At 35.7% G+C, this 25,582-nt stretch carries 28 protein-coding genes; 14 read left to right on the plus strand and 14 right to left on the minus strand.

Features of this window, described 5'->3' with window-relative positions:
* Positions 1-11 precede the first annotated feature (11 nt).
* From CC89_RS05385 to CC89_RS05410, 6 genes are all read left to right on the plus strand, one after another.
* Entirely contained in the window at positions 12-677 is a 666-nt protein-coding gene (locus tag CC89_RS05385; protein ID WP_035289954.1) for a flagellar brake protein, read from the plus strand.
* A gap of 14 nt (positions 678-691) precedes the next feature.
* Positions 692-1,414, plus strand: a complete 723-nt coding sequence (locus CC89_RS05390; protein ID WP_035289957.1) for a FliA/WhiG family RNA polymerase sigma factor — start codon at positions 692-694, stop codon at positions 1,412-1,414.
* Between the two features lie 206 nt (positions 1,415-1,620).
* Complete coding sequence (locus CC89_RS05395) at positions 1,621-2,142, plus strand: hypothetical protein (protein WP_035289959.1); 522 nt, start codon at positions 1,621-1,623, stop codon at positions 2,140-2,142.
* Positions 2,143-2,198: 56 nt separating this feature from the next.
* Entirely contained in the window at positions 2,199-2,342 is a 144-nt protein-coding gene (locus CC89_RS20395; protein WP_286161309.1) for a hypothetical protein, read from the plus strand.
* A gap of 1 nt (position 2,343) precedes the next feature.
* The gene (locus tag CC89_RS05405) at positions 2,344-3,111 is read left to right on the plus strand and encodes a flagellar hook-basal body complex protein (protein WP_035289965.1); all 768 of its coding nucleotides are present in this window, start codon (positions 2,344-2,346) and stop codon (positions 3,109-3,111) included.
* A 78-nt stretch (positions 3,112-3,189) separates the two neighbouring features.
* Complete coding sequence (locus CC89_RS05410) at positions 3,190-3,975, plus strand: flagellar hook-basal body complex protein (protein ID WP_035289968.1); 786 nt, start codon at positions 3,190-3,192, stop codon at positions 3,973-3,975.
* Positions 3,976-4,131: 156 nt separating this feature from the next.
* On the opposite strand, the gene CC89_RS05415 is transcribed toward CC89_RS05410, so the two are convergent.
* Complete coding sequence (locus tag CC89_RS05415; RefSeq protein WP_035289971.1) at positions 4,132-5,775, minus strand: putative manganese-dependent inorganic diphosphatase; 1,644 nt, start codon at positions 5,773-5,775, stop codon at positions 4,132-4,134.
* A 406-nt stretch (positions 5,776-6,181) separates the two neighbouring features.
* On the opposite strand from CC89_RS05415, the gene CC89_RS05420 reads away from it, so the two are divergent.
* Entirely contained in the window at positions 6,182-8,740 is a 2,559-nt protein-coding gene (locus tag CC89_RS05420; protein WP_035289973.1) for a calcium-translocating P-type ATPase, SERCA-type, read from the plus strand.
* A 9-nt stretch (positions 8,741-8,749) separates the two neighbouring features.
* Here CC89_RS05420 and CC89_RS05425 read toward each other — a convergent pair whose 3' ends face one another.
* Positions 8,750-9,172 carry a hypothetical protein gene (locus tag CC89_RS05425; RefSeq protein ID WP_035289976.1) on the minus strand — a complete coding sequence of 141 codons (423 nt, stop codon included), beginning with the start codon at positions 9,170-9,172 and terminating at the stop codon, positions 8,750-8,752.
* Positions 9,173-9,375: 203 nt separating this feature from the next.
* Between CC89_RS05425 and CC89_RS05430 the strand changes: the two genes are divergently transcribed.
* Positions 9,376-11,667: an AAA family ATPase gene (locus tag CC89_RS05430; protein ID WP_035289979.1), complete on the plus strand. Its 2,292-nt coding sequence runs from the start codon at positions 9,376-9,378 to the stop codon at positions 11,665-11,667.
* A gap of 168 nt (positions 11,668-11,835) precedes the next feature.
* Here CC89_RS05430 and ychF read toward each other — a convergent pair whose 3' ends face one another.
* The 4 genes from ychF to CC89_RS19885 all read right to left on the minus strand — a co-directional run bounded on the left by ychF (position 11,836) and on the right by CC89_RS19885 (position 15,196).
* A complete protein-coding gene (gene ychF, locus CC89_RS05435; protein ID WP_035289982.1) occupies positions 11,836-12,933 on the minus strand; it encodes a redox-regulated ATPase YchF in 1,098 nt (365 codons plus the stop codon).
* Between the two features lie 53 nt (positions 12,934-12,986).
* Positions 12,987-14,207, minus strand: coding sequence for a tyrosine-type recombinase/integrase (locus CC89_RS05440; protein WP_035289985.1), 1,221 nt, complete (start codon positions 14,205-14,207; stop codon positions 12,987-12,989).
* Positions 14,208-14,314: 107 nt separating this feature from the next.
* The gene (locus CC89_RS05445; RefSeq protein ID WP_329735910.1) at positions 14,315-14,575 is read right to left on the minus strand and encodes an excisionase; all 261 of its coding nucleotides are present in this window, start codon (positions 14,573-14,575) and stop codon (positions 14,315-14,317) included.
* A 456-nt stretch (positions 14,576-15,031) separates the two neighbouring features.
* The gene (locus tag CC89_RS19885; protein WP_502685619.1) at positions 15,032-15,196 is read right to left on the minus strand and encodes a helix-turn-helix domain-containing protein; all 165 of its coding nucleotides are present in this window, start codon (positions 15,194-15,196) and stop codon (positions 15,032-15,034) included.
* Positions 15,197-15,467: 271 nt separating this feature from the next.
* On the opposite strand from CC89_RS19885, the gene CC89_RS05455 reads away from it, so the two are divergent.
* From CC89_RS05455 to CC89_RS05465, 3 genes are all read left to right on the plus strand, one after another.
* Positions 15,468-16,043 (plus strand): DUF6431 domain-containing protein, encoded by a 576-nt coding sequence (locus CC89_RS05455; protein ID WP_035289157.1) that lies wholly within the window; start codon positions 15,468-15,470, stop codon positions 16,041-16,043.
* 107 nt (positions 16,044-16,150) lie between these two features.
* Complete coding sequence (locus tag CC89_RS05460; protein ID WP_035289160.1) at positions 16,151-17,410, plus strand: DDE-type integrase/transposase/recombinase; 1,260 nt, start codon at positions 16,151-16,153, stop codon at positions 17,408-17,410.
* The gene (locus tag CC89_RS05465; protein ID WP_035289163.1) at positions 17,403-18,206 is read left to right on the plus strand and encodes an ExeA family protein; all 804 of its coding nucleotides are present in this window, start codon (positions 17,403-17,405) and stop codon (positions 18,204-18,206) included. The genes CC89_RS05460 and CC89_RS05465 overlap by 8 nt, the downstream gene beginning before the upstream one ends.
* Positions 18,207-18,309: 103 nt before the next feature.
* On the opposite strand, the gene CC89_RS20400 is transcribed toward CC89_RS05465, so the two are convergent.
* The 4 genes from CC89_RS20400 to CC89_RS05485 form a co-directional block, all read right to left on the minus strand.
* Positions 18,310-18,450, minus strand: a complete 141-nt coding sequence (locus CC89_RS20400) for a hypothetical protein (protein WP_502685620.1) — start codon at positions 18,448-18,450, stop codon at positions 18,310-18,312.
* Positions 18,431-18,871 carry an RNA polymerase sigma factor gene (locus tag CC89_RS05475; protein ID WP_035289990.1) on the minus strand — a complete coding sequence of 147 codons (441 nt, stop codon included), beginning with the start codon at positions 18,869-18,871 and terminating at the stop codon, positions 18,431-18,433. The genes CC89_RS20400 and CC89_RS05475 overlap by 20 nt, the downstream gene beginning before the upstream one ends.
* Positions 18,872-19,341: 470 nt before the next feature.
* Positions 19,342-19,980: a CatB-related O-acetyltransferase gene (locus tag CC89_RS05480; RefSeq protein ID WP_035289992.1), complete on the minus strand. Its 639-nt coding sequence runs from the start codon at positions 19,978-19,980 to the stop codon at positions 19,342-19,344.
* Between the two features lie 132 nt (positions 19,981-20,112).
* Positions 20,113-20,376, minus strand: a complete 264-nt coding sequence (locus CC89_RS05485) for a CD3324 family protein (RefSeq protein ID WP_035289995.1) — start codon at positions 20,374-20,376, stop codon at positions 20,113-20,115.
* Positions 20,377-20,695: 319 nt separating this feature from the next.
* Between CC89_RS05485 and CC89_RS05490 the strand changes: the two genes are divergently transcribed.
* The 3 genes from CC89_RS05490 (at position 20,696) to CC89_RS05500 (ending at position 22,952) form a co-directional block, all read left to right on the plus strand.
* The gene (locus tag CC89_RS05490) at positions 20,696-21,049 is read left to right on the plus strand and encodes a helix-turn-helix transcriptional regulator (protein WP_035289999.1); all 354 of its coding nucleotides are present in this window, start codon (positions 20,696-20,698) and stop codon (positions 21,047-21,049) included.
* Between the two features lie 263 nt (positions 21,050-21,312).
* A complete protein-coding gene (locus CC89_RS05495) occupies positions 21,313-21,642 on the plus strand; it encodes a plasmid mobilization protein (RefSeq protein WP_035290002.1) in 330 nt (109 codons plus the stop codon).
* Positions 21,603-22,952: a relaxase/mobilization nuclease domain-containing protein gene (locus CC89_RS05500; protein ID WP_035290005.1), complete on the plus strand. Its 1,350-nt coding sequence runs from the start codon at positions 21,603-21,605 to the stop codon at positions 22,950-22,952. The genes CC89_RS05495 and CC89_RS05500 overlap by 40 nt, the downstream gene beginning before the upstream one ends.
* A gap of 181 nt (positions 22,953-23,133) precedes the next feature.
* On the opposite strand, the gene CC89_RS19890 is transcribed toward CC89_RS05500, so the two are convergent.
* From CC89_RS19890 to CC89_RS05520, 4 genes are read right to left on the minus strand one after another with little or no spacing between them, the layout of a single operon-like run.
* Entirely contained in the window at positions 23,134-23,499 is a 366-nt protein-coding gene (locus CC89_RS19890; protein WP_081896975.1) for a cysteine-rich VLP domain-containing protein, read from the minus strand.
* Entirely contained in the window at positions 23,496-23,702 is a 207-nt protein-coding gene (locus tag CC89_RS05510) for a transposon-transfer assisting family protein (protein WP_035290011.1), read from the minus strand. The genes CC89_RS19890 and CC89_RS05510 overlap by 4 nt, the downstream gene beginning before the upstream one ends.
* Before the next feature lie 2 nt (positions 23,703-23,704).
* Entirely contained in the window at positions 23,705-24,649 is a 945-nt protein-coding gene (locus tag CC89_RS05515) for a hypothetical protein (protein ID WP_035290014.1), read from the minus strand.
* 3 nt (positions 24,650-24,652) lie between these two features.
* Positions 24,653-25,543 carry a YodL domain-containing protein gene (locus CC89_RS05520; protein ID WP_035290022.1) on the minus strand — a complete coding sequence of 297 codons (891 nt, stop codon included), beginning with the start codon at positions 25,541-25,543 and terminating at the stop codon, positions 24,653-24,655.
* Positions 25,544-25,582: the final 39 nt, after the last annotated feature.

Raw genomic sequence — 25,582 nt, forward strand, 5'->3', positions numbered from 1 at the left:
GAGGCTGGCAAATGAGGAAACTAGAGATTAAGCTAAATAACAAAATTAAAATAAAAAGTAAAGATGGCGAGTACTCTAGTAATGTGCAAGATGTAAGTAATGAGTGTATTTCTATAAGTATTCCTGTAAGGCAAGGTTCGTATTTATTTTTAAGAGAAGATGATTTAGTGGAGGCAGTTTACTATGATCATAGGGAATTGTACCATTTTAAAAGTAAGGTTTTAAGAAGAGAAGTTGGAAAGATACCTGTTATAGTTATAGAAAAGCCCTTGCACTATAAAAAAATTCAAAGAAGAAATTATGTAAGAATAGATCATGTATTAGAGGCTTATTATACTTTATTAGAAAAAGGAACTAAAAATAGTGATTTGGAAATATTTTTTAGAAATAATAGAAATAAATTACAAAAAGCAATTATAGCTGATTTAAGTGGGGGAGGCTGCAGATTAAAAGTAGAAAAAAAATTAGAGTACGGCAATAAGATATTTTTAAGGATTCCTATATATAGTGAGGAAATGAATTTAATTTGTAAAGTGGTTAGAGAAGATGAAAAGGAAAATAATTTATATATATATGGAGTTTCTTTTTCTTCTATTCAGGAATCTTCCAGGGAAAAATTAATAAAATATGTTTTCGAAATAATAAGACAGCAGAGGAAAAGAGCATTGAAAAGATAAAGGAGGACAATGAAATGGCTATAGCCACTAATAATAGAGAAGAAATAATAAAAAAATATATTCCTCTAGTGAAATACATAGCTTCGAGGGTTATAATTGGAAAAACTAAGTATATAGAATATGAAGACTTAGTGAGTTATGGTCTGTTAGGTCTTATGGATGCTATGAAAAAATTTGATGAAACCAAAGGAATGAAATTTTCCACTTATGCATCTATTAGGATAAGAGGTTCAATGATTGATGAAATAAGAAGGAACAGTCCTATATCTAAAGGTGCTATGGACAAGCTAAATAGATATAATCTAGCAGTGGAAAAATTGCAAAATGATTATTGTAGGGAACCTAGTAAAGAAGAAATAGGTAAAGAACTTAATTTATCTTTAAAAGAACTAGGAGAAATAGAAAATTATATAAACTACATATCATTGGTGTCTTTAGAGGAACTTATATTTTCAAAAGAGGATGAAATTCCTCTAAAAAATGCTATAGAAGATGAAAATAGCCCAAATCCAATAGAGAGTTTTGAAAAAAAAGAACAAATACAGTATTTAACGAAAGCTATAACAATGCTGGGGGAAAAAGATAAGACTATTATATCCCTGTACTACTATGAAAGACTTACATTGAAACAAATAGGAGAGATTTTGGGAGTTTCAGAATCTAGAGTTTGTCAGTTACATAGCAGAGCAATTTTAAACATAAGAAATATGTTAAAAAAACTTAAGTACTGTATTTAAACATTTATTTTTAATAAGGCACATTCAAATAAATAACAAGTAAGTATGTTAGTCTATTTTGCGTCATACTGCGTCAACAGAACCGCCGTCCTACTAGTGACGGAACCTACTTCCTTGTTTGACACAAAATATATTAGCATCTTTGATTTGTTATTTCTTTTATGTATCTTAAAAGGAAATAAAACTATAATATTTGGAGTGATATTATGTGGTTGTTTTTAATTTTAATAGGAGCAATGTTAATAGTTTTAAATTTAGGTGCTATAAAAAAAGAAAAAAATAGTTTTGATAATATACTTTTAAAGAAAGAAAATAATACTAAAGAATATGAAGTAGAATTGTATAGGATGAGAAGCGAATTTAAAGAAGAAATAGATAAATTGGAAAAAGATATTGAAGAATTAAAAGAAAAGCTCGAATATAATAATAGTTTAGCTTTACAAAATGTCAGTTCTCATGCTGAATATTATAAAGAAAAAAATCAGAATTCTAATTTACAATCACAATCAAAAACAGACAATGTAAATGAATTAGTAGTTGAGAACAATAAAATAGATAATAATTTTGAAAAAAAGCAGGAAAAAGAAACAGATGGTAGAAATAAAAGCATAAGAGTTTTAGAGATGGAAGAACTTCTAAGGAAGGGATTTACCATAGATCAGGTGGCACAAAAATTAAATATAAGTAAGGGGGAGGCACTATTAATAAAAGATTTATATCTAAGATAAAGGAAACCTTAAATTTTTTATGTGATAGAAAACTGCTTATTGGAATTGGTATAGGAATGATTATGTCTACTCTTTTAATGCTTGGAGGAAGAAAAAATACAAGTTATGAAAAAGCAATTATAGAACAAAAGGCTAGAAGTATGGGTATGGAATATCCAGAAGAGATGAGGGTTACGGATAATAAGAAAGGAAGTAAGTAAAATGATAAGAGGATTATATACTGCAGTATCAGGACTTATAACTGAGGAAGCTAAACAGCAATCAATTACAAATAATTTAGCTAATGCAAATACTAATGGATATAAAAAAGAAGATCTTAGGTTTAAGGATTTTAAAGAAGCAGCTATGATAAATTATGATAAGGTTATAAATGGAAGGAATACCAAACAAGAGTTGGGAAATTTATCTCTAGGTAGTAAAATAGATGATGTAATAGTAAAATTCACCCAAGGTGCTATTGTAGAAACTAACAATAAAACAGATTTTGCTATAGATGGACAAGGGTTTTTTGCAGTACAAGATGAAAACGGAAGGGTATTGTATACCAGAGATGGTAGTTTTAAAGTAGATATACAAGGGAATTTGGTTAATTCTAATGGATATAAAGTTTTAGGCTTTAATCAGAATAATAATTTAGAAACTATAAAAGTTGGAAATGATAAAATTGTATGTGATTCACTTGGAAATATACAATTAAATGGAAAAAACGCCTATAGATTTGCTTTTGCGGGATTTAATGAGGGGGAAATAAAAAAAATAGGAGAAAATATTTATTCATCAGATAAAAATCCTACATTTATAAATACTCATGTAAAACAAGAATGTATCGAAAAATCCAATGTTAATATTATAAATGAAATGATAGATATGATGACAGTTATGAGAAACTTTGAATCAAATCAGAGGGTAGTACAAACTATGGATGACACTTTAGGAAAGCTTATAAGCGGAGTTGGGGAAGTTAGATAGTTTAAAATTAGTAGTTAAATAGGGAAACAAAGACTAAGGATTGGTGTCTGAGGATTAATTTAGTATGGAGGTGATTTTATGCTTAGAATGTTTTGGAATTCTAGAACAGCTATGAATTCTATGCAAAATAAGTTAGAGATAATATCTAATAATATGACAAATGTAAGCACTGTAGGTTACAAAAAGGTAAATGTTGGTTTTCAAGATTTACTTCAAGAGTCTTTAGATAGAAAGGGATACCCAGTGTCACGAGGCAGTAGAAATTTGCAAGTAGGTACAGGTGTGAGAAATACAGGCATAATAAGAAGTAAAGGGGAAGGTGTATTAAATCAAACAGGTAATAAAACAGATTTTGCTATAGATGGACAAGGATTTTTTAAGGTATATTTACAAGATAATTCAGTTGCTTACACTAGAAATGGTAGTTTTCAAGTAAATACTGAAGGCAAACTAGTGGATGGAAGTGGAAACCTAGTTAGTATAACAGATGAGAATGGAAGAGAATTAAATGGAAGTATAAGATTAACTAGGGATAATTTTGCGGTAAGTGAAAAGGGTGAAGTATATGTAAATCTTGGAGATGGTAAAAGCACCAAGATAGGTAATATAGGTGTTTATTATGCTGTTGGAGATGATGCATTTAAATCTGTAGGGGAAAATCTATATGTACCTTCTAACGGGAATATAGAAATTTTAAAAAGTAATGATAATGATGTACTTCAGGGGTATTTAGAGCTTTCCAATGTTAGAATGGAAGAGGAAATGAGCGATCTTATAATGACTCAGAGGGCATTTCAATTAAATTCTAGCGCATTAAGAACTGCAGATGAAATGTGGGGAATGGCAAACAATCTTAAGAAATAGAAAAAATCTCATTCATGGTTCAGAGAGCTGTTTTATGAGTAAATAGTTCAGTGAATATAATGGAATATATTATATAAGGCCTAGCACCATGGTATTGTGTGCTAGGTCTAGTATTTTTTAGAACGTAATAGGTTAATTGAATATTAAAAAATAATCTTATTTAAGTGAATTTATAGCTGAGGTTAAAGGTGGTATAATTTGTTTTTTTCTAGACAGTACATCTGGAAGATATATAGATGGACCATCTAATTTTATGTTAAAGGCTCTTTCTACTATATCACTATCTTCACCTACTACTAGAAGTTCCGAGCCGCCATTTAAAATGTCAGTAACCATCAATATAACTAAATTAAAGTTTTGATCCGTGCACACATTATTCATTAGTTTTAATATATCATCTTTTACAGGTAAAAAACTTTCCATATACATGGTGCCCACTTGAGAAACACCTATTTTGTAATCTTTTATAGAAAATACTTTAAAATCTTGACTAAATATTTCCTTAGGAGTTTTCCCTTCTAGTGAAGTTCCAGCCTTAAACATTTCCTTTGCAAAATCTTCTATGCCTATATTAGCTATATCTGATAAACGGCTTAACATAAGTTTATCTATGGGTGTGGAAGTAGGGGATTTTAATAGTAGTGTGTCAGATATTATAGCAGCACATAAAATACCAGCTATTTTTTTAGATGGTCTTAAGCCATTTTCAAAAAACATCGTAGCTACAATAGTAGAAGTGCTTCCCACAGGTTCATTTCTAAAATATATAGGGAGACCTGTTTGTATGTCAGCAATTCTATGATGATCTATTATTTCCAAAACCTCAGCATCTTCAAGCCCATGAACGGATTGTGATTTTTCATTATGATCCATTATGATTACTTTTTTTCTGTTTTTAGATATCAAATGATATCTTGATATGGTGCCTATAACTTTATTATTTTTATTTGTTACAGGATAGCTTCTATACCTAGTTTCTAGCATTATCTCTCTTATTTCATCCACAAAATCTTCTGTATTAAATCCAGTTATTTTTTCATCAGTCATAACATATTTAACAGGTATGCTTTGAATTATAAGTCTAGAGGCTGTGAATGTGTCGAAAGGAGTTGATATTATAGATGTTTTTTTGCTTTTAGCCATTTCTATTATATTTTCTCTAACTGAGTGATTGCCAGTTATAATCAGTATTGAAGCGCCGTTTTCTATGGCACTTAGCTGAGAGTCTTCTCTATTGCCGCAAATAACTATATCACCAACTTCTACTAGATTTTTTATTTCAGTTGCATCTAAGGCTGCAACTATTATTTTTCCCTTTAATTTAGGGCTTTCATTGTGCATATAAACTTGTTTTGCACAAAGTGTGTCTAGTATATTTTGTATTTTAGTTCCACTTTTAGATAGTATGTAATTATCCCATACATCCATATAGTTAGAAGTTAGATTAGAAAGAGAAACTATGCCTAATAGTGAATCATTCTCATCAACTACAGGAAGAGTTTTTACTCCATATTTTTTCATCATATTCCAAGCCATTTTTAGGGATGTGTCAGGGGAAATGGGAACTGTATTGTCTATATCTAAGTCAGAAACTTGTGTTTTAACGGTTTCAATAAGTTCAGGAACTTCTATACCAAAATAATTCATTATAAATTTAGTCTCTCTATTTAATTCACCTAGTCTTACAGGAATTGCGTTAAGTGAACTGGTTTTATTCTTAAATTCTGCATAAGCTATGGCAGAACAAATAGAATCGCTATCTGGATTTTTGTGCCCAGTTATGTAAACAGCATCTTTCATAGATATATACCTCCATATCTTTAGTTTGTCTGATGACTAACAATTTTAATAATATTTTAAATCGTAAACTCAGCTTTATATAATGATATTATACGCACATATTTATCCTTGTCAACTTAAAATAAATCCTCAATCCCCAGTTTTCATTCACTTACACTTATCGTGAGACGCTCATCTATCACGTATACATTGTTAATTGCCTAGCTCCATTTTGAAGCATTTAAGTCAATAACATTTTCATCTGTTAAATATACATTGTTAATTTCTCAGAACTAGAAGTGTAATGACAATATGTAGTATCTAGAATAAAATTGTTCTATAAAAAAAGTTGTCCACATATAATTACTATAGAAAAAGCTGATTAAATAATTTAATAAAGCGCAGGGCGACTAAGGAGGTATGAGGTATGATAAATGAAATGAGAGTGCTGGAAGGACTTACAGAAGAAGAAGCAAGCAGGAGGGTGCAAAAATACGGTTTAAATAGATTAAGCAATGGTAAAAAGGTTTCAGCAATAAAAATACTTTTAGAGCAGTTTAATGATTTTATAATATGGGTTCTTATAGGAGCAACGATTATTTCGGGATTTATGAATGAAAAGGCAGATGCTATAACTATATTGATAATTGTAGTTATGAATGCTGTATTAGGTTTTATACAGGAATATAAGACTGAAAAATCTTTAGAGGCATTAAAAAAACTAGCAGCACCTACAGCTAAAGTTAAAAGGAATGGAAGGCTTAGGGTTATAAGTGCAGAGGAGTTAGTGCCAGGGGATATAATTATTTTAGAAAGTGGAGATAGAGTTCCGGCAGACTGTGAACTTATAAATAGCAATAATGTGATGATAGACGAGTCCCTTTTAACAGGAGAATCCGTTGGAGTTGAAAAAAGTGACAGTGGTAAAAATAAAAATTTATATATGGGCACTATAGTTTTAACCGGGAAAGCATTAGCAAAGGTAATATGTACAGGCATGACTACAGAAATGGGCAAAATAGCTAATATGCTAGAGGATATAGAGGGAGAAAAATCTCCTTTGAAAGAAAAACTAGCACATTTAGGAAAAATATTAGTTATCATATGCATTGGAGTATGTGCAGTGGTTACTATAATGGGAATTTTAAGAGGACAAGATGCCTATGGTATGTTTTTATTAGGAGTAAGCCTTGCGGTGGCAGCTATACCAGAAGGATTACCGGCTATAGTTACAGTGTCATTGGCTTTAGGAGTTTCTAAGATGCTAAAGAGAAAGGCATTAATAAGAAAACTACCTGCAGTAGAGACATTAGGATGTACTTCTGTCATATGCAGTGACAAAACTGGAACTTTAACGGAAAACAAAATGACTGTAAAAGCTGTATTTTTTAATGGGAGAATATATGATTTAGATGAGGAGGATATACCTAGAAACATCATGCTTAAGAAGGCTTTTACATATTGTAATGACTGCAATTTTAATTTTAGAAGTGAACATTTAAAAGATGGGGTTTTAGGTAGTCCTACAGAATATGCACTTATAGAGGCTTATTTTAGAGAATTGAAGGAAGTTAAGGAATTTTTAAAACAAGTAGATAAAGTAGAGGAAATACCCTTTAATTCTGATAGAAAGATGATGTCAGTATTAGTTAAGGAGGGAGCTAAATATAATTCCTATGTAAAAGGAGCTCCTGAAAGGATAATAGATAGATGTAAATATATATGGATAAATGGTGAAGTAAGAGTATTTACTGAGTTATATAAAAAAGAAGTTTTAGAGGCGTTAGATCACATGTCTTATAAAGCTTTAAGGTGTGTGGCTGGGGCTTATAAGGAAAAGGCTTCTAGTAAAAATGATATGGAAAAAGAGTTGACATTCATTGGAATAGCGGGCATGATAGATCCTCCTAGAAAAGAAATAAAGGATGCGGTTTTAAAATGTAGAATTGCAGGTATTAAGCCTGTTATGATTACTGGAGATCATAAAAATACAGCTTATGCTATAGGAAAACAAGTGGATATATGTAAAAGTATGGATCAGGTTATAACAGGAAAAGAATTAGATAATTTAAAAGATAAAGAATTAGAAAAAAGTATAGAAAAATACACTGTATTTGCAAGGGTAACTCCAAAGCATAAGCTTAGAATAGTAAGAGCTTTTAAGAAAAGGGCACATATTGTTGCTATGACTGGAGATGGGGTAAATGATGCTCCAGCAGTTAAAGAAGCAGACATTGGAATATCAATGGGCATTTCTGGTACAGATGTAACTAAAGAGGCATCAGCTATGATACTTTTAGATGACAATTTTGCCACCATAGTTGCTGCAGTGGAAGAAGGCAGAGTTATTTATAATAATATAAGAAAATTTATAAGGTATCTTCTATCATGTAATTTAGGAGAGGTTTTAACTATGTTTTTATCATCATTATTTTATTTAGAAAATCCTCTTTTACCTATTCAAATCCTCTTTGTAAATTTAGCTACAGATGGGCTTCCTGCTATAGCTTTAGGAGTAGATCCAAAGGATGAAGATATAATGATGGAAAAACCAAGAAGAAAAGGTGAAAGCATTTTTTCTAGGGGTTTAAGTGAAAAAATAATTATAAGAGGGGCTTTAATTGGTATATGTACAGTTTTCTCTTTTATAGCAGGAAAGTATTATGGTATGGGTCTAGATGCTTCAAGAACCTTGGCATTAAGTACTCTTATAATGTCACAACTTATACACGTATTTGAATGTAGATCTGAAAAGCATTCTATTTTTGAAATGAATTTATTTACCAATTTATATTTAATGGGAGCTGTTGGAATTTCTATAGTTATGTTGATATGCATAATTTATGTACCTTTTTTACAAAATATATTTCATACTAAAGCTTTAAATTTAGGACAATGGCTTATTGTGATTTTCTTCTCGGGAATAATATCTTTCATAAACAGTTTTTATATCTTTATAGGAAATACTAAAAAAAATGGGCATTAATGCCCATTTTTATCTCATTCTATTTGTTTTTCTTATTTTTTGAACCTTAGGTATTCCGCCTTCAATAGGTATAAGGCTTTGTTTATTTGAAAGGTTAAGGATATTTATCACTTGTAGACTATCATTGGTGTTTTTATTTTTTTTACTTTTTTTACCCTTAAGTCCTTGAACAATTACAGAATTACCTTGAGATAGTTTCATAAATTCAGGTTTTTTAAACCAACGTTTTTTGTTATAAGTACATTTAGCAACAGCTCTATTACCATCAAGCTTTACTACTAAAGAAACAGTTAACTTGTGGAAAATCCATAGTATGCTTTTTTCATATATTTTTACAGAAAGTACATTACCTTGAACTTGGGTAATTCTATCTCCGTACTTTTTTAAATAGGCTTCACTATAATATTTAGAAAATTTTTCTTTAAAACTCATAATATATTACTCCTTTTCAAATGATTTAGTAAAATACTGGCAAATAAGTGCAACAACTTCATTATAAATTATAATATTAAAAAGTACATTTGTATAGGGTTATGATAAAAAAGTATTTATAAGACTTTTTTTCCCTTTTTGTTCCTAAAATAAACTTTGAAGAATACTATTATACTAAAGAAGTTCGTTAAGGGGGAAAAAGCATGTATAAAAAATTAACTCCTAAAGAAGTTGTTTATAATATGAATTTGGATTTATTAAATATAAGAGAAATAGAGAAAAATCTGGATTATAAGGATGTATTTAAGGTCATAAAAACAGCTCTTAGTATAAACAAGGAAGGCTACAACTTATATATAGTAGATGACTTTTCAAAGGAAAGAGTGGAAAACATAATTAATTACGTTGGAGAAATATATAAAAATAAAGAGGCTCCAAAGGATATATGTTATCTTTCAGACAGTATAGACAGGTGCCCAAAATCCATATTTTTAACAGCAGGTATGGGCAGTTTACTTAGGGATATTATAGAGGAAATTAAAAATTTTTATTTTAACGTAACCTTTGATTTTTATAACAATTCATCGAGCAAAGAAAAAGAAGAAATTATGGATTTAATAGATCAGAAGAGAAGCGATGCAGTAGAAAGGCTTATTTTATTATCAAAAGAAAAAGGATTTCACATGAAGGCTGTGCACAATGGTTTTACTTTTATACCTTTAGAGGATGAAAAAGAAATGACAGAAAATGAATATGATGAATTAAGTGAGGAAAGGAAAAAAGAAATATTAGAAAATATAGCAGAGTTAAAAGAAAAATCTAGAGAAGTACTAGATGAACTGAAAAAATTAGAAGAAAATAGTATCGACAAAATTAAAGTAATACTTAATTTATATTATGGTGAAAAAAGTTATGAAATTAAAAGAAAGTATAGGACAATATTTAAAGAAGAACAAGAAACTTTAAAGTTTTTAGAAAAGATGTGTGATGATATTGAAGAAAATATAGTTGAGAATTATTCTACTAATTATAGTGATGATGAGTCATTGATAAATAAAACATTAGATAAATTTGCAGTAAATACATTAGTAGATAACACTTGTAATAAAAAACCTCAATGTATATTTGAAGAAGATCCTAGTGTGCAAAATCTAATAGGTGGTATTGAATATGAAAATAAAAATGGAACTTATGTTACGGATATAAATTTAATAAGAGCAGGAACATTATTAAAAGCAAATGAAGGCTGTATAATAATGAGAGTAAAAAGCTTGCTTAGCAATGCAGCTTCTTATTATTATTTAAAAAAGGCCCTTATTACAGGAAAGGTTGATTTTAATTATAACAGAGGTTATCTAGAAATTTTATCTTTAAGTGGATTAAATCCTGAACCTATACCAGTTAAAAGCAAAGTTATATTAGTAGGAGATTATGAAACTTATAATTTATTGTATAGTTATGATGAGGATTTTAAAAAGTTGTTTAAAATTAAGGGTGAATATTACCCTGTAGGAGATATAGGGGAAAAATCCATAGGCATAGTAATGAAAAATATAAAAAATATATGCAAGGATGAAGAAATACTTAGTTTAAAAAATGATGCAGCAGAAGAGATTTTTAAGTACTTATCTAGAATAGTTGAAAATAATAAAAAAATATATTTAGATAAGGATGAAATTAAGAAAATAGCAATTTTATCAAACTATAAAGCAGAAGAAAAAGAAAAATGTTTTATCGATAGAGATGATGTGTTAGATGCTATCTATAAAGAAGAAATAATAGAAAAAAACATACTAAACAGTTATAAGGAAAAAAAGCAATTTATATGCTTAAATGAAAGTGAAATAGGTCAAATAAATGGATTGTCTGTTATAGATGGAGAATATTTTAAAATTGGAAAGCCTGTAAGAATCACTTGTAGTTGTTATAAAGGAAATGGAAACATATTCGATGTACAGAAAGAAAGTGAATTAAGTGGCAATATACACAGAAAATCTATAAATATATTAAAGGGACTTATAAATAATTTGTTAGGTGGCTATGACTCTTTACCTGTAGATTTTCATTTGAGTTTTGAGCAGTTATATGGATATTTAGAGGGGGATAGTGCTTCTGTAGCTGAAGGAGTTGGAATTATATCTTCAATATGTAGAATTCCTATAAAGCAAAGTATAGCAGTGACAGGCTCAATAGATCAGTTTGGCAAAGTTCAACCAGTAGGTGGAGTTAATGAAAAGATTGAAGGCTTTTTCAATGTATGTAAAGAAGTAGATTCTATAAAGGGAAAAGGCGTAATTATACCTAGTACCAATGTAGATAATTTAGTTTTAAAAGGAGAAGTTGAAGAGGCTGTGAGCAGTGGTGATTTCTCTATATATAGTATAGAAAATATATTTGATGCCACAGATATACTTTTAGATAAAGATAAGGAATTTATATTAAGTACCATGCAAAGAGAAGTTAAAAAATATTCAAAGGGGAAAAAGAAAGAATAAAAATATTAAGACGAATCTCCAATCCCCAGTTCATATAAGTAGTAATCTAGTACTTACCTATCTAGTATTTTAGACTTCACTAACCATAAAAAAGTTCCTAAAAAAAAAGTCCCTAGTTCCTAAACAAAATCTTTGTTAGGGACTAGAGACTGGGGATTAGGGATTATTTTAAACATTAAATCTAAATACTACTACGTCCCCATCCTGCATTACATAATCTTTTCCTTCTAATCTATAGTAGCCTTTTTCTTTGGCTGCGGACTCAGAGCCACATTGGATTAATTTATCATAAGACACTATCTCAGCTCTTATAAATCCTCTTTCCATATCAGAGTGTATTTTACCAGCAGCTCCTGGAGCTTTAGTACCTTTTACTATAGTCCAGGCTCTTACTTCTTTTTCTCCAGCAGTTAAGAAACTTATAAGACCTAGAAGTTTATAGCTGGCATGGATTAATTTATTTAGACCAGGTTCCTCAAGACCATATTCTTTAAGCATTTCCATTTTTTCTTCATCTTCTAAAGTTGAAAGCTCTTCCTCGAGACGAGCACAAATAGTTACTACTTCAGAATTTTCCTTTTGGGCATATTCTTTAACTTTCTTAACTAAAGGAGTTTCTAAATTTCCTTCCATTAAATCATCTTCACATATGTTAGCCACATATAATACTGGTTTTGAAGTTAAAAGAAATAATCCATCTACAAAGATTTTCTCATCATCAGTTAATTCTAAAGTTCTTACAGGTTTATTGTCTTCTAGATGAGCCTTTAATTTTTCCATTAAAGCTAGTTCAGCCTTAGCTTTTTTATCTCCAGAACGAGCTAATTTAACAGCTTTATCTAGTCGTCTTTCTAGAACTTCAATATCCGCGAATATTAATTCTAAATTTATAGTTTCTATATCTCTTATAGGGTCTACAGAACCATCCACGTGTACTATATTGCTATCTTCAAAACATCTAACCACATGCACTATGGAAGAAACTTCTCTTATGTGAGATAAAAATTTATTTCCAAGTCCCTCGCCTTTACTAGCACCCTTTACAAGACCAGCTATGTCGTAGAATTCAATACTAGTGTGAGTTTTCTTTTTAGCAGTGTACATTTCTTCTAGCACATCAAGTCTTTTATCTGGAACTGCTACTACTCCTACATTTGGTTCAATAGTACAAAATGGGTAATTAGCAGATTCTGCTCCGGCTTTAGTAATAGCATTAAACAAGGTGCTTTTACCTATGTTTGGTAATCCTACGATACCTAATTTCATAATTGTTTATACCTATCCGAAAAGCCTTGATTTATAAGGCTTTTCGCCTTTCCTTAAATTTCTTGTACGCCCTTTTTACGCCCTTTTTTTGAAACTGGCGGCGTAGCCTGTTGAAATTGGCGTATGGCGTTTACCAGTGATTCGTCCGTAACATGAACATATCTGTCCATTGTTGTTTTAATACTTGCGTGTCCTAAAAGCTGTTGCAGCACTTTAGGCTGTACGCCGCGCTCAATGGCGCGTGTAGCATAAGTATGTCGCAAGGCGTGCATACAAAAGCGTTTAATACCTGCTTCATCACACAATTTGTATAAGTGTGTGTCATAGGAACTGTTTTTTGCGGGTTCTCCTGTTCTCCAGTTGACAAAAACCAAATCTCGCATAACAAGGCATTTATTTTCGCCTGTCCTGCTGTCGATATACTCTAAAACCTGTGACAATGTTTCAGACTGTTTTCGTTGGTCTTTTTCATCATAGCAGCTTTTGAGAATGGAATATGCCTTATCTGTGAGAGGAATGGTACGATAACTTTTTTGCGTCTTAGGTGGTCCCGCACGCCAATATCCCTGGCTGTGTCGATACTCTAAACTTTTGTTTACTGTCAATGTCCGCTTTTTCCAATCAATAGCGTCCCAAGTCAGACCAATCAATTCAGCCGTTCTCAATCCTGTTTCCAGTAACAAGGCGTACTGCCTGTAATTATGAGAGCGTTCTGCTGCTTCCAAGAACTTCTCCTGTTCCTCAACGGTTAAGTATTTAATATCATCTACCGCACGAACGGGTTTTGTGTAGCGGACACCATTCATCGGGTGCTTTGCGATAATATCATTCATAACTGCTGATTTCAGCATGGTTCCCATTGTGATATAAGCCTGTCGAATGGTCGAGCCTGCGTAGGTAGTTTCCATTCGGTTCAGAACAGCTTTACAGTGCATGGGTTTTACATCAGCTATGCACATGGCACCTATTACGGGTTGGATATTCCATTTGTAACGCTCTTTATAATTTCTTATGGTATTCGGAGCAAGGTCACAAACGATATTCTCAATCCAGTAAGTAAACCACTTGTCTACCGTCATATCGGGAGAAGTGATGATAAGGTTATGCCGTTCCTCATATCTTGCGTCAGCAAGCCAGTTTTTCGCTTCCGGCAATGTTTCAAAATATTTCTCTTTGCGTTTGCCGTCTTTTGCGTAGTATCTTGCGGAGAATAAACCGTCCTTTCTTTGGTAAATGCCTTTGCCGCACTCTTTACCTTTAAGATTTTTTCCCATATATCGGACTCCTTTCGTATCTCAAAAGAGAGTCCAATGCAATCATATATTATAGCATAAAGACTCTGTTTTTTCAATCTCAATAACAAGAATTGTCGATTAGATATTCATATTGTCAGCTCACGCCGGATATATTCTTCAAATTCACGACGTTTGACTAATTTTCTTGTCCCCACATATAGTACAAATGGACAATTAGGTTGCTTTAGCATGGTGTCAATCTTGTTAATTCCAATATTGCTATATTCGGCAGCTTCTTTTATGGTCAATGTCAGTTTAAGATGTATCGGTACTCTTTGTTCGCTGCCAGTTGTAACTGCTCCTTTAGTGCCTATCGCACAAGGGGCGTTCATTTTTTCTTCATTCATAAGAACATTTCCCCTTTCAATGGTTGAAACAATTAAAAACATTAGTAAAGTGGGCTATCGTCAGACGGTCGATTAGCTTCTCAACCTCACGGGAATTGCACCCCTGCGCGGTTCTCGCGCAGCCCTACCCATTGCCTGCGACGCTTCTAACGCTCGGACTATGGCGATAAGGGAGTATCATTATGTATTTTGCGCTTCGTCGCCGACCGGCTGCTGTGCCTGTTTTCCGGCGTCGGTGTTGGTCGCTCGGCAATCCGGGGCGGGAAGTCCCGCCGGGGTCGCGTCATGGCGCACCCGCCGCATGGCTCGGCGCAAAAGGAACGTATCTGATTTGCCCTATGCTGCGCCGCCGTTTTCTTGCGTCGCTTTCTTTTTCAAGGTTCAAAATGGCTGTGCTGCCACATTAGAAGCAGAACGGAAAAGGGGGTTGTAAAGACATTCTACTTCGGATTGCGGTTATTCCTCTGTTCTGAAATTGAGGACAGCCATCATCAGTTTTGCTTGCAGCCGTTCACGAATATCATGGTCTACGCCAAAATAGACGTTCCCGCGCTCGTCGTACAGCTTCCGCATGGAGAGGCGGGCTATGTAGCCACTGAAATGCTGCAAGACCATTTTCATAGCGTCCGGGTGTAGTGCGTCAAAATATAGCTTTTGAAAACTGCATTTCTAAGTCAAATTATAACTATAACTCCAATAACTATCCAGTAATTAAATGCATTTTAAATAATCATATTATTGCTAAATAAAACCTCCTAATGACTTGACATCATTTGGAGGTTATTTTAAGCTTATTATAAAAACTAGAGAAAGGAAAGGGAAGAACCCCAAGCCGTGCAAAGCGAAGGTTCTTCCCTAAAAATAAGAGCGTAAGCTCTTACAACCTATTATTATGATAAGATTATTTTCACAACTATGCAAGTGTTTTAAACAAATTTCTTTTGAAAATGAGATAAATATTTTTGAAGAGTATATGAAAACGGTTAATTCAGAGGCTTTGGTATGTCCAGTCTGCGGATCTAAACACGATCTATCCCTATTTGCCTCTTATAAACGCCATCTTGTGACTTATGATAATAATGAAGTTCACGATAATATAATAACTATCAATAGATATATTTGCCCGTCATGTGGACATACTCATGCTATCCTACCTTCGGTAATTGTGCCCTACATGTCATTTAGCTTTAAATTTACTGTGTCTATTATTCATGATTATCTTGTACATAAATTTACCTCTGTAGAAGCTATGTGTGAACATTATTGTATAGCAATATCCACATTCTATCGAATTTTAAATAAGTTCAAAAAACATAAACAACTATGGCTTGGACTTCTACAAGACAAGCTTATTTCTAATCTAAGTTTTATACAGCGTGTTATAAATAGTACCTTTATTGAAATTGAAACCTTTATAACAAACTTTTTTAATAGAAACGGCTTATCCTTTTTTCAAGGAACATCATAATTAAGCTATAGCTATATACTTTTTATTTTATTTTATATATACCACTTAATACGATAATGGATATTATAATTTCCCCATGATAGCATTTTTATAGAGGTGATGTTGAAATGAATAACAAAGAAATGATTGAAATAGCTTCTATTAGACTAGCACTAATAGCTCCAGCTATAAATAATACTTATACTGAAAGCTCGAAAATTGCTTACTATAGACGTGTTGCTGCTACTCCTGTAAAATTACCTAACGGTAAGTCAGTTTTATATAGTCCTGGAACACTATCTAATTGGGAATCAGATTATAATAGGTTTGGTTTTGATGCCCTTCTACCGAAGACGCGTAGCGACATAGGGAAAACCAGAAAGTTAAATGATGTAGCTATAGAACAGATATATATGCTAAAAAATGCATTTCCTAAAATTAATGCTACTCTTATATATCATAAACTTATCGAAGATGGCTTTATCAATGAAAAAAATATATCATTATCTACAGTTCAAAGATTTATAAAAAATAATGATCTTAAATCTGCTAGATGCATAAATATGAAAGATAGAAAAGCCTTTGAAGAAGAGTTTGCAACTGGCATGTACCAAGGTGATACATGCTATGGCCCGTATATTACTGAAAATGGCATACGTAAAAGAACATATCTAATTATGCTAATTGATGATAAATCAAGACTTATCGTTGGCGGAAGATTCTTTTACAATGATAACTCTTATAATTTTCAAAAGGTACTTAAAGAAGCTATCGCTAGATATGGCATACCTAATAAACTTTACTTGGACAACGGTTCTCCTTATAAAAATGAGCAATTAAGTCTTATCTGTGGATCTCTTGGAATAGTAGAACTGCACACTATGGTAAGGGATGGAGCATCCAAAGGAAAAGTAGAAAGAAATTTTAGAACATTAAAAAGTAGATGGCTAAACACTCTAGATGTAGAATCTATATCCTCCTTAGCGGAGCTAAATGATGAGCTATTCGCATATATAAACAAGCATAATGTAACAGTACATTCAGCTACATCTCAACGTCCGATCGATAGATATAAAAGCGATTTAGCTCATGTTAAGGTAGCTACTGATAGTGAGTGGCTGGATAATTGCTTTATGAATCGCATACAACGAAGAGTTAATAATGACTCAACCATAAGCATTGATAAAATATCTTATGATGTACCTATGCAATTTATAGGACAGAAAGTTGAAGTAAGATATTTACCTGATGATATGGATAATGCATATGTATATTATGAAAATGCTAAATACAGCATTAGAAAAACAAATAAGATTGAAAATGGTAAAACCAAACGCAGGAATGCATTTACTATAGACTATTCAAAGGATGGTGTTAAAAATGTTTAAACAATTTTATGGTATGACAATGAATCCATTTGAAAAAGGCATAAAAGAAAAAGATGCCTATATGTCAAATGATCTAAAAGAGATGATATCAAGACTTGAGTATCTTAATGAAGCTAGGGGAATCGGCTTATTTACAGCTTCACCAGGTAGTGGAAAAACCTTTGCCTTAAGGTGCTTTGCTAAAAAAGTAAACCCTAATTTAACAAAGGTTATATATCTTTGCTTTACCACTGTAACTACTACTGAGTTCTATAGGCAATTTTGCATCTCCTTAGGAATTGAACCTTCTTCTCGTAAATCTGACATGTTTAAGAGCATAAAAGACTATATGGAAAGTATGAGTACAGATAAACGTGTGCATTATATATTAGTTTGGGATGAAGCACAATATCTAAATAATGATATTTTAAAGGATTTAAAGCTACTTATGAACTTCTCTATGGACTCAAAAGATTGCTTTTCCTTAGTTTTGATAGGACAACCTGTGTTAAATAATATCTTAGAAAAGCAGATACACGAGGCATTAAAACAAAGAATAATAATAAATTATAATTTTGAAGGATTTTCTGAAATTGAAGCTTTAGAATATATTAATTCTAGATTATCATTAGCAGGGGCTTCGCCAGAAATATTTGATAATAATGCTGTTTTGGCTGCATATAGAAGCTGTGCTGGCTCTATAAGACGCTTAAATATGATATTAACTAAGGCTTTAATAATAGGTGCGCAGCACGAAAAAAACGTAATCGATACTGATATAATAATGGCTGCCGCCAATGAAATATCACTGCATTAAAATCACAAGGAGCGCTAGCTCCTTTTTCTTTTAGGTGCAAAATGATTTTTCATTAAAAATAAAGTGATTTTGTAGAAATAATTTGACGTAAATTGTACTATAATTATAGAAATAAACTGACGTTTAAATTAGGAGAAATTTGACGTTTAACATCCGGGTCGCCCTTTGTCGCTGCCACAATGACAGGATAAGGAATAAGGGCTTTTTCCGGGTAGCCAGGTTCATTACCATTCGTCCCATTCATCAGCATTTTCCTCCAAGTATTTTCTCAACAGCTCAAAAGAGCTTGTCCGCCTGTACTGTATCGTGCTTCTCGACGTATTGAACAACTCCGCAATCTCGCTGTCATTCATTCCCTCAAAGTAGTACAGCAGTACAGCTTTGCGCTTTTCTTCCGGTAAAGTACGGATTGCTTCAAGAAGCAGCTTCGGCGTGATTTTCTTTCCGGCTTTTTCAAAGACGGTTTCGACAGTTTCCCGTTTGAAATATTCATCAAACGTATGAAGCTGCCGCGCTTCATCTAAGGTCAAGTCGGAAAAAGTAACTTCCTTTGCCTTATGCTTGCGAAGCTCTTTGTGAGCGTCGCAGGCTTCATTGTGCAGTACCGTATTACAATACTTCTGAAAAGAGCATTGCTTATAAAATTCCCTACGTTCAGGTTCCACATTCTCACCTCCTTTCTCGTTGAAAGTTGGTGGTGCTTCCCCCTTTTCGTCGGGCAATACTGCGTTTTGAAAAAACGCCGAACATTTCCGGAAATTTGTTCAAAAATTTTTTTGAACAAACAAAAAACGCCCGTCTGCAAGGCGCAGACAGACGCAAAGGAAATGTAAGTAGTATTCAGATGATTTGACAGTTCATACTCATAGGTAGACTTGCCCGGTGGTGGAGCTATGCTTTTTTTAATTGATGAAGCTCATGGGTATTATGGAATACCAAAGTAGACACAGCGGCAACCTCCTAAATGCCGCCGTGTCAGTTCGTGGTGTTCGGGTCGTCGAAAATGTGGGATAAGTAGACGAAAAAACGGCGGCTCTGAAAATCAAAGCCGCCGGAATAGAATAGGCGCGTGAAAATATGTCTGCTCCACGACGGCTTTTTTTCTTTTGCCGTCGTCCGGCAGATTAACTTCCCATTAAAATAAACCTTTCAATTTTTCAATATTTCCTGTCTGAATTGCTTCAATATTTTTAGCAATCTGTTCTTTAGACCAATTCCACCATTTGATTTCAAGCAAGGAAGCAATCGTTTCATCTGAAAAACGCTTTCTGATTGTTTTTGCAGGTACGCCTCCAACAATCGTATAAGGTGGAACATCTTTAGTAACAACTGCACGAGTGCCAATAATAGCACCATCTCCAATAGTGACACCGGACAGTATGACAGCTTCATAACCTATCCAAACGTCGCTTCCGATAATAATATCTCCTTTGTTATCCCATGCCTTTGTAACATTTTTAATATCTAATCCCCATTCTTCAAAAAAGATAGGAAAGGGATATGTAGACAATGAAGATAATGTATGGTTCGCACTTGTAAAAATAAACTTTGCGCCGCAAGCAATAGAACAAAATTTACCAATCACTAGCTTATCGTGATTGACTGGATAATGATACAAGACATTATTTTTTTCAAAATTGCAAGGGTCATTCACAAAATCGTTATACATTGAGAAATCCCCAACTAAGATATTCGGGTTAGAAACAACGTCCTTTAGGTAAACGGTTTCTTTATCGCCTGTACGGGGATAAATCTTTTTATTCGGTAATGACATATAGACACCTCTTTTCTTTTTGCTTTCACAAAGATATTTTATGTTTTGACATAGACATTTTCAATATACCGGACATTTCGGTAATGTTTTATATAAAGAAAAAGAGGTCGCATTTCTGCAACCTCCCAAAAGCTATTTTTGATAAATGATTTTACGAATGGCATAAACTGAAAGAAAATATTTGTCAGCAAGCTGCTCTATGGAAATACCACTTCTATATTCAGCAATAATGATTTTGTTTCTTTCTTGCAGTTCTTTTCGATAACCGGATAATTCTCCCCAGTGCTTCTGCTGCTCTTGAATAGCTGGAACGTAAATATATCCACCTTGAATGTACTCTTGCAGTTCCTTAACTAATCTTGTGGGAAGAAGTATCTTTGCATTGATATATTTCATGCAGGCTTCCTCCTTGAATTTAATAATCAAGTAGCAAAGCCAGCATATATTATAGCGACACTATTTTATTACTCCATGCAAACGTCGCTATTTACTGGCTTTGCATGGAGCCATACTTCATTTTGACCTTTTTTATCGGCACGCATAAGCTCACCTCTTTCAAACAATAAATGTACAAACAATAACATTATATCATTTCATCCGTAAAAACACAACTCCGCTGCCATAAATAATATGCTCTATTATAGTGCATAGTAGGAACTGTGTAAGCATATCCAACAGGAAAGAGGAACAGTAAAATGTAACTGGGTGAATGAATATGGCAAAAAGACCAGTGGAAAAATATGACTTCAAGGCTTTTGGAGAAGCGATAAAAGCAGCGCGGACAGGTAGAAAAGAGAGCCGCAAGAAAGTAAGCGACGAAATGTTTATTTCCCCTCGCTACCTTGCGAACATTGAGAACAACGGGCAGCACCCAAGTCTGCAAATCTTTTTTGAGCTTATGCTCCGTTATGATATATCCGTAGACCAGTTTCTTTTAGAGAAGCCGGACACAAAAAACACGCAGCGTCGACAGCTCGATACATTGCTTGATACTATGAGCGATAAAGGAATACGGATTGTAACCGCAACGGCGAAAGAAATTAAAGAAGTCGAAAAAGAGGACAAATGAGAATGTCCGGCAAAATTGAATATGGATTTTAGGAAGCGTTGTAATCTTTGCAGATTGCAGCGTTTTTCTTTTGTATAAGTTTGGCAAAATCGCTTTTTCTCCGTAGTGGGAAATAAGGGCATAAAAGATAAAAAACATTCTTAGCAAGCATAGGAAAAGAGTACCCTTTTCCGTATTTTCGCCCTCTGCGCTGCGGCGCGTCGGCTGAAAATTGCTTGTTGGGAAGTGTCCCAAACCCTCGGAATGGAAAGGAGCGTCAGAGCATGAACGGAAGAAAACGGACTATACAAGTCAAGTTCTATGTGACAAAGGAAGAAAAAGCGTTGATTGAGCAGAAAATGAAGCTCGTCCCCACCGGGAACATGGCGGCATACTTACGGAAAATCGCCATTGACGGGTGTATCATTCAAGTAGACCATAGCGACATAAAAGCTATGACAGCGGAATTACAGAAAATCGGAGTCAACATCAATCAGATTGCAAAGCGTGTCAATGCAACGGGCAGCGTTTACCAAGAGGACATAGAGGAAATAAAGGGGGTGCTTGCGGAGATATGGCGGTTACAAAGATTAAGCCTATTAAAAGCACGTTGAGCAAAGCCCTTGACTATATCCAAAACCCGGACAAGACAGACGGAAAAATGCTTGTGTCCTCCTTTGGCTGCTCGGCAGAAACGGCAGATATTGAGTTCGGCTTTACCCTCGCCCAAGCCATAGACAAGGGGAACAATCTCGCCCACCATTTGATACAGTCCTTTGAGCCGGGAGAGGTAGACTATGAGAAAGCCCATGCAATCGGAAAGCAGCTTGCCGACGCGGTAACAAAGGGGCAATATGAATATGTCCTCACTACTCACATAGATAGAGGTCACGTTCATAATCATGTGATTTTCTGTGCTGTCAATTTCGTAGACCACCACAAGTACAATTCTAACAGACGCAGCTACTACGGCATACGGAACATGAGCGACAGGCTGTGCCGGGAACATGGCTTGTCTGTTATCGCTCCGAACAGGGGCAGCAAGGGAAAAAGCTATGCGGAGTACCAGGCAGAGAAAACGGGTACCAGTTGGAAAAGCAAACTGAAAATCGCTGTTGATGCACTCATTCCCCAAGTGTCAAGTTTTGAGGAACTACTACAACGGCTGCAAGCTGCGGGCTATGAGATAAAACCGGGGAAATATGTATCGTGCCGCGCTCCGGGGCAGGAACGGTTTACCCGCCTTAAAACCCTCGGCGCAGACTATACAGAGGAAACCATAAGGGAACGGATAAGCGGCAAACGCGCCCGCGCTGCGAAAGCTCCCCGCGCAGATCGCTGCGGCGTTAGTCTGCTCATTGATATTCAGAACAGTATCAAGGCGCAGGAAAGCCGGGGCTATGAGCAATGGGCAAAAATCCACAATCTGAAGCAGGCAGCAAAAACCATGAATTTCTTGACGGAACATAAAATTGAGCAGTACGCGGAGCTAACCGCAAAAATCGCGGAAGTTGCCGCAGCAAGCGAACAGGCAGCGGACAGCTTGAAAGAGGTTGAAAAGCGGCTTACCGATATGACGCTGCTTATCAAGAATATCAATACCTATCAAAAGACCAAGCCCGTCTATGCTGCATACCGAAAGGCAAAGGATAAGGAGAAATACCGGACAGCCCATGAGAGCGATATTATTCTCTATGAAGCAGCGGCAAAGGCAATTAAGGCGGCGGGGATAACCAAGCTACCAAGCCTTGCCGCCCTGCAAGCAGAGTACGCAGCACTTCAAGAGCAGAAAGAAGCCCTGTATGCCGACTATGGGAAGCTGAAAAAGCAGGTCAAGGAATATGACGTTATCAAGAAGAATATCGACAGTATTTTGAAAGTGGAACGTCAGCCTGAACGGGAAAAAGAAGCAGAGCGCGGATAAATGAGCGCAAAAAAAGAACGGACGCGGCAGCCGATATGTTGGCCACCGCGCCCGTTTTCTCATAGGTGCAGCTTTTGAAATGTTACGCAGTAGAACCGCAATTTTAGGGGTAAAGGTATCAATCCTTTACCTCTTTGTTTTTGTGTCCGAAAAGCCCTGCAATCAAAGGCTTTTTTCGCCCCTACTGCGTAACAATAGTACGCTTTTTTCTCATGCGCTCGGCTGCCTGTCTGCGGGTAATTCGCTTTCGACAGTCCGGGCAGTATTTGACGCTGTTAGAGGTGGACGCAAAGAACGCGCCGCACACGGTACATTTCTTCCTGTCCTCGGTCTGATAGAGTTCCGCATAGAGCAGCTTATCAAGGGGAAGTACGGCAATCCGAAACCACTTGCAGAGCAGCGAATAGGAAATGAGCTGCGGGCATACGCAAGTGTCCCCGTCGTCCAGTAAAATACAGTTGCCATTTTCGCAGTTGCAGCACTCTTTTTTTACAAGAGCGTTTACCCGGCGGCTTTGGGGCGGCGACAGCCGCTTAATCCCGGTCATACTTCATCAGCAGGATAAACGGCAAGCTCCCTGTATTCGGCTTCGGTCAGCGCGCCTACTTTGGAAAGGGTGCACTTTGCAAGCTCCCGTAATCCCGCGTCCATGTAAGGTAGCGCAGCGGTCATGTTCTCAATAAGCTGCGCCTTGCTTCCCTCATGGTAAATGCTCAAAAGGTTTGTTTCCTCAACAGTAAATCTATTCATGCTCATACCTCCAAATGGTGATTTTTTCTTTTTACCGCTGCCTTTTTCGGGGCGGCTGTTTTCTTGTCTGCGGTAAGCTGCGCCCGGACAGAGGGGCGCGCTTTTCGGATATTCCGGCTTCTGTCCTCGCTTTTGTCTAAAAATGCAAAAGTGCCATGTCTGCCCTCAATCTTAGAAAAAGAAAGTGTTTTGTATGGCAGCATAGCAAACAGACGGTCGGTGTCCTTTGTAGAAGCTAACTGCATAAAATAAGGCGAAAGCTCCACCATGAAATGTGTTTTGTTGGGGCTGTTAGGGCTGTCCTGCCGCTTCATTTCCGCTACAATACGCTGTGCTTCGGCTTCAATCCGGCTGTCATGCAATGCGGCAATATGCGCCTTGAAATCCCCCGGCTTTAAGCGGTCATAGCTGCGCTTTTCCTCCCGCATGAGAAAATGCAATGCTTCCGGGTCATTAGGCTGCGCTTCAAAGTGTTCAAACTTCCCAAGCTGCGGGTCGGGATTGCCGTCAAGATACTGTCCGGCGGGCTGCACCCGTTCTCCATGCTCATAGAGCAGCGTGTAATTATCTGCGGGTAATGCCTGTTCCTTAACGTGCCGGAAATGCTGCGGATAGTCAAGCTCATAGAGATTGCCTTTGATTTTTCCGTTTACAATCCCGGTCAGCTCCACCGCATAGGCAAGGACTTTATCGCGCGTCTGTTCCCCGTAAAACCGCCATGTGTTATGCTGTCTTGTGCCTTTTAGAAAAACGTCGCGCTCCCGGAAGCAGCTCGTCCCGGACGGGCGGGAAAACCATAAAAGCCGCCTGTCCTCGGCTGTGGGGCTTGCCGCCGCTTTCTGTAAAATGTTTCTATCAAGGTCAAAATCATTCTGATAAAAAGCGGTATTTTGTTTCATAATCGCTTCAAGGGAAGCGATAACGTCCACATCTTCAAACTTATTCATAGGTCAGCTCCTTTCCAAGTCCTGCGATTTTTGCTTCGTGGGTTTCTTCTTTCCCGCCCGTTCCTTATCCGCTTTGAGCTGCGCCCGGATAGAGGGCTTTTCCTTCGCTGCGGCTTTCTTGCCCCTGCCGTTTTCCCGGTCTGTCTTGATAGCTTCCGCAAGGTCAACAAGGGAGATAACCTCGCCCGCTTTTGCTTTCTGCTCCAGAGCGTCCACGGTCGGCGTCTGCGGCGTGTTGTTGATGATACCGTCAAAGTTATTGTCGTTCTGCTCGATAGTGTCCTCGATATGTTTTAACGGGTTAGCTTTGTCCGGCTGTTCGGCGGCAACGGCAAACGCCCGCGTACCGTTTCCCATAATCAGATATTTCCCGTCGTCGGATTGATGATGAAGTCCATACCCGGCTTCTTTCATTTGTTCAACGCTCATATCCGATACATAAAAACTGCCGCGCGGCGTTCTAATCTGTTCCCCGGTCAAATGCTCGTCGGGGATAAGCTGTGGCTGTTTCTCCTGTAAAAACTCCGGCACGTTCTGAAAACCAATACTGTCTACATAGTGGGCGGTGTTCCCGCCATTCTGATGAAGCACCACAATATCGGAAATGGAAAGGCTGTGTCCCTTAAAATCTTTCGGGTGGTCGATATTGAATTTTTCCCAAATGCTGTTAAGGGTAATGTCTGCCGTAAGGGGCGCGGTGTAGATAAGCTCATAATTCGCCCGGTCTACGGTGTGTCCCGCCGCCTGCAGGCGGTCGTAAGGCTCAAAGTGCAAGTTCCTTGTGGTGTCGCCGCGGGCTAACTGATAAATCCCGTAGCTGTCCTCTTTGCCATAGAGTAAAAGAGCTTCCTTTGTCGGTGCAAATAATATAATAAGAATGTAGGAAAAATACAAAATAAAAATGTATAAAAACCTACATTCTTATTTTGTATT

Source organism: Clostridium sp. KNHs214 (genome assembly GCF_000744935.1).
GTDB lineage: Bacteria > Bacillota > Clostridia > Clostridiales > Clostridiaceae > Haloimpatiens.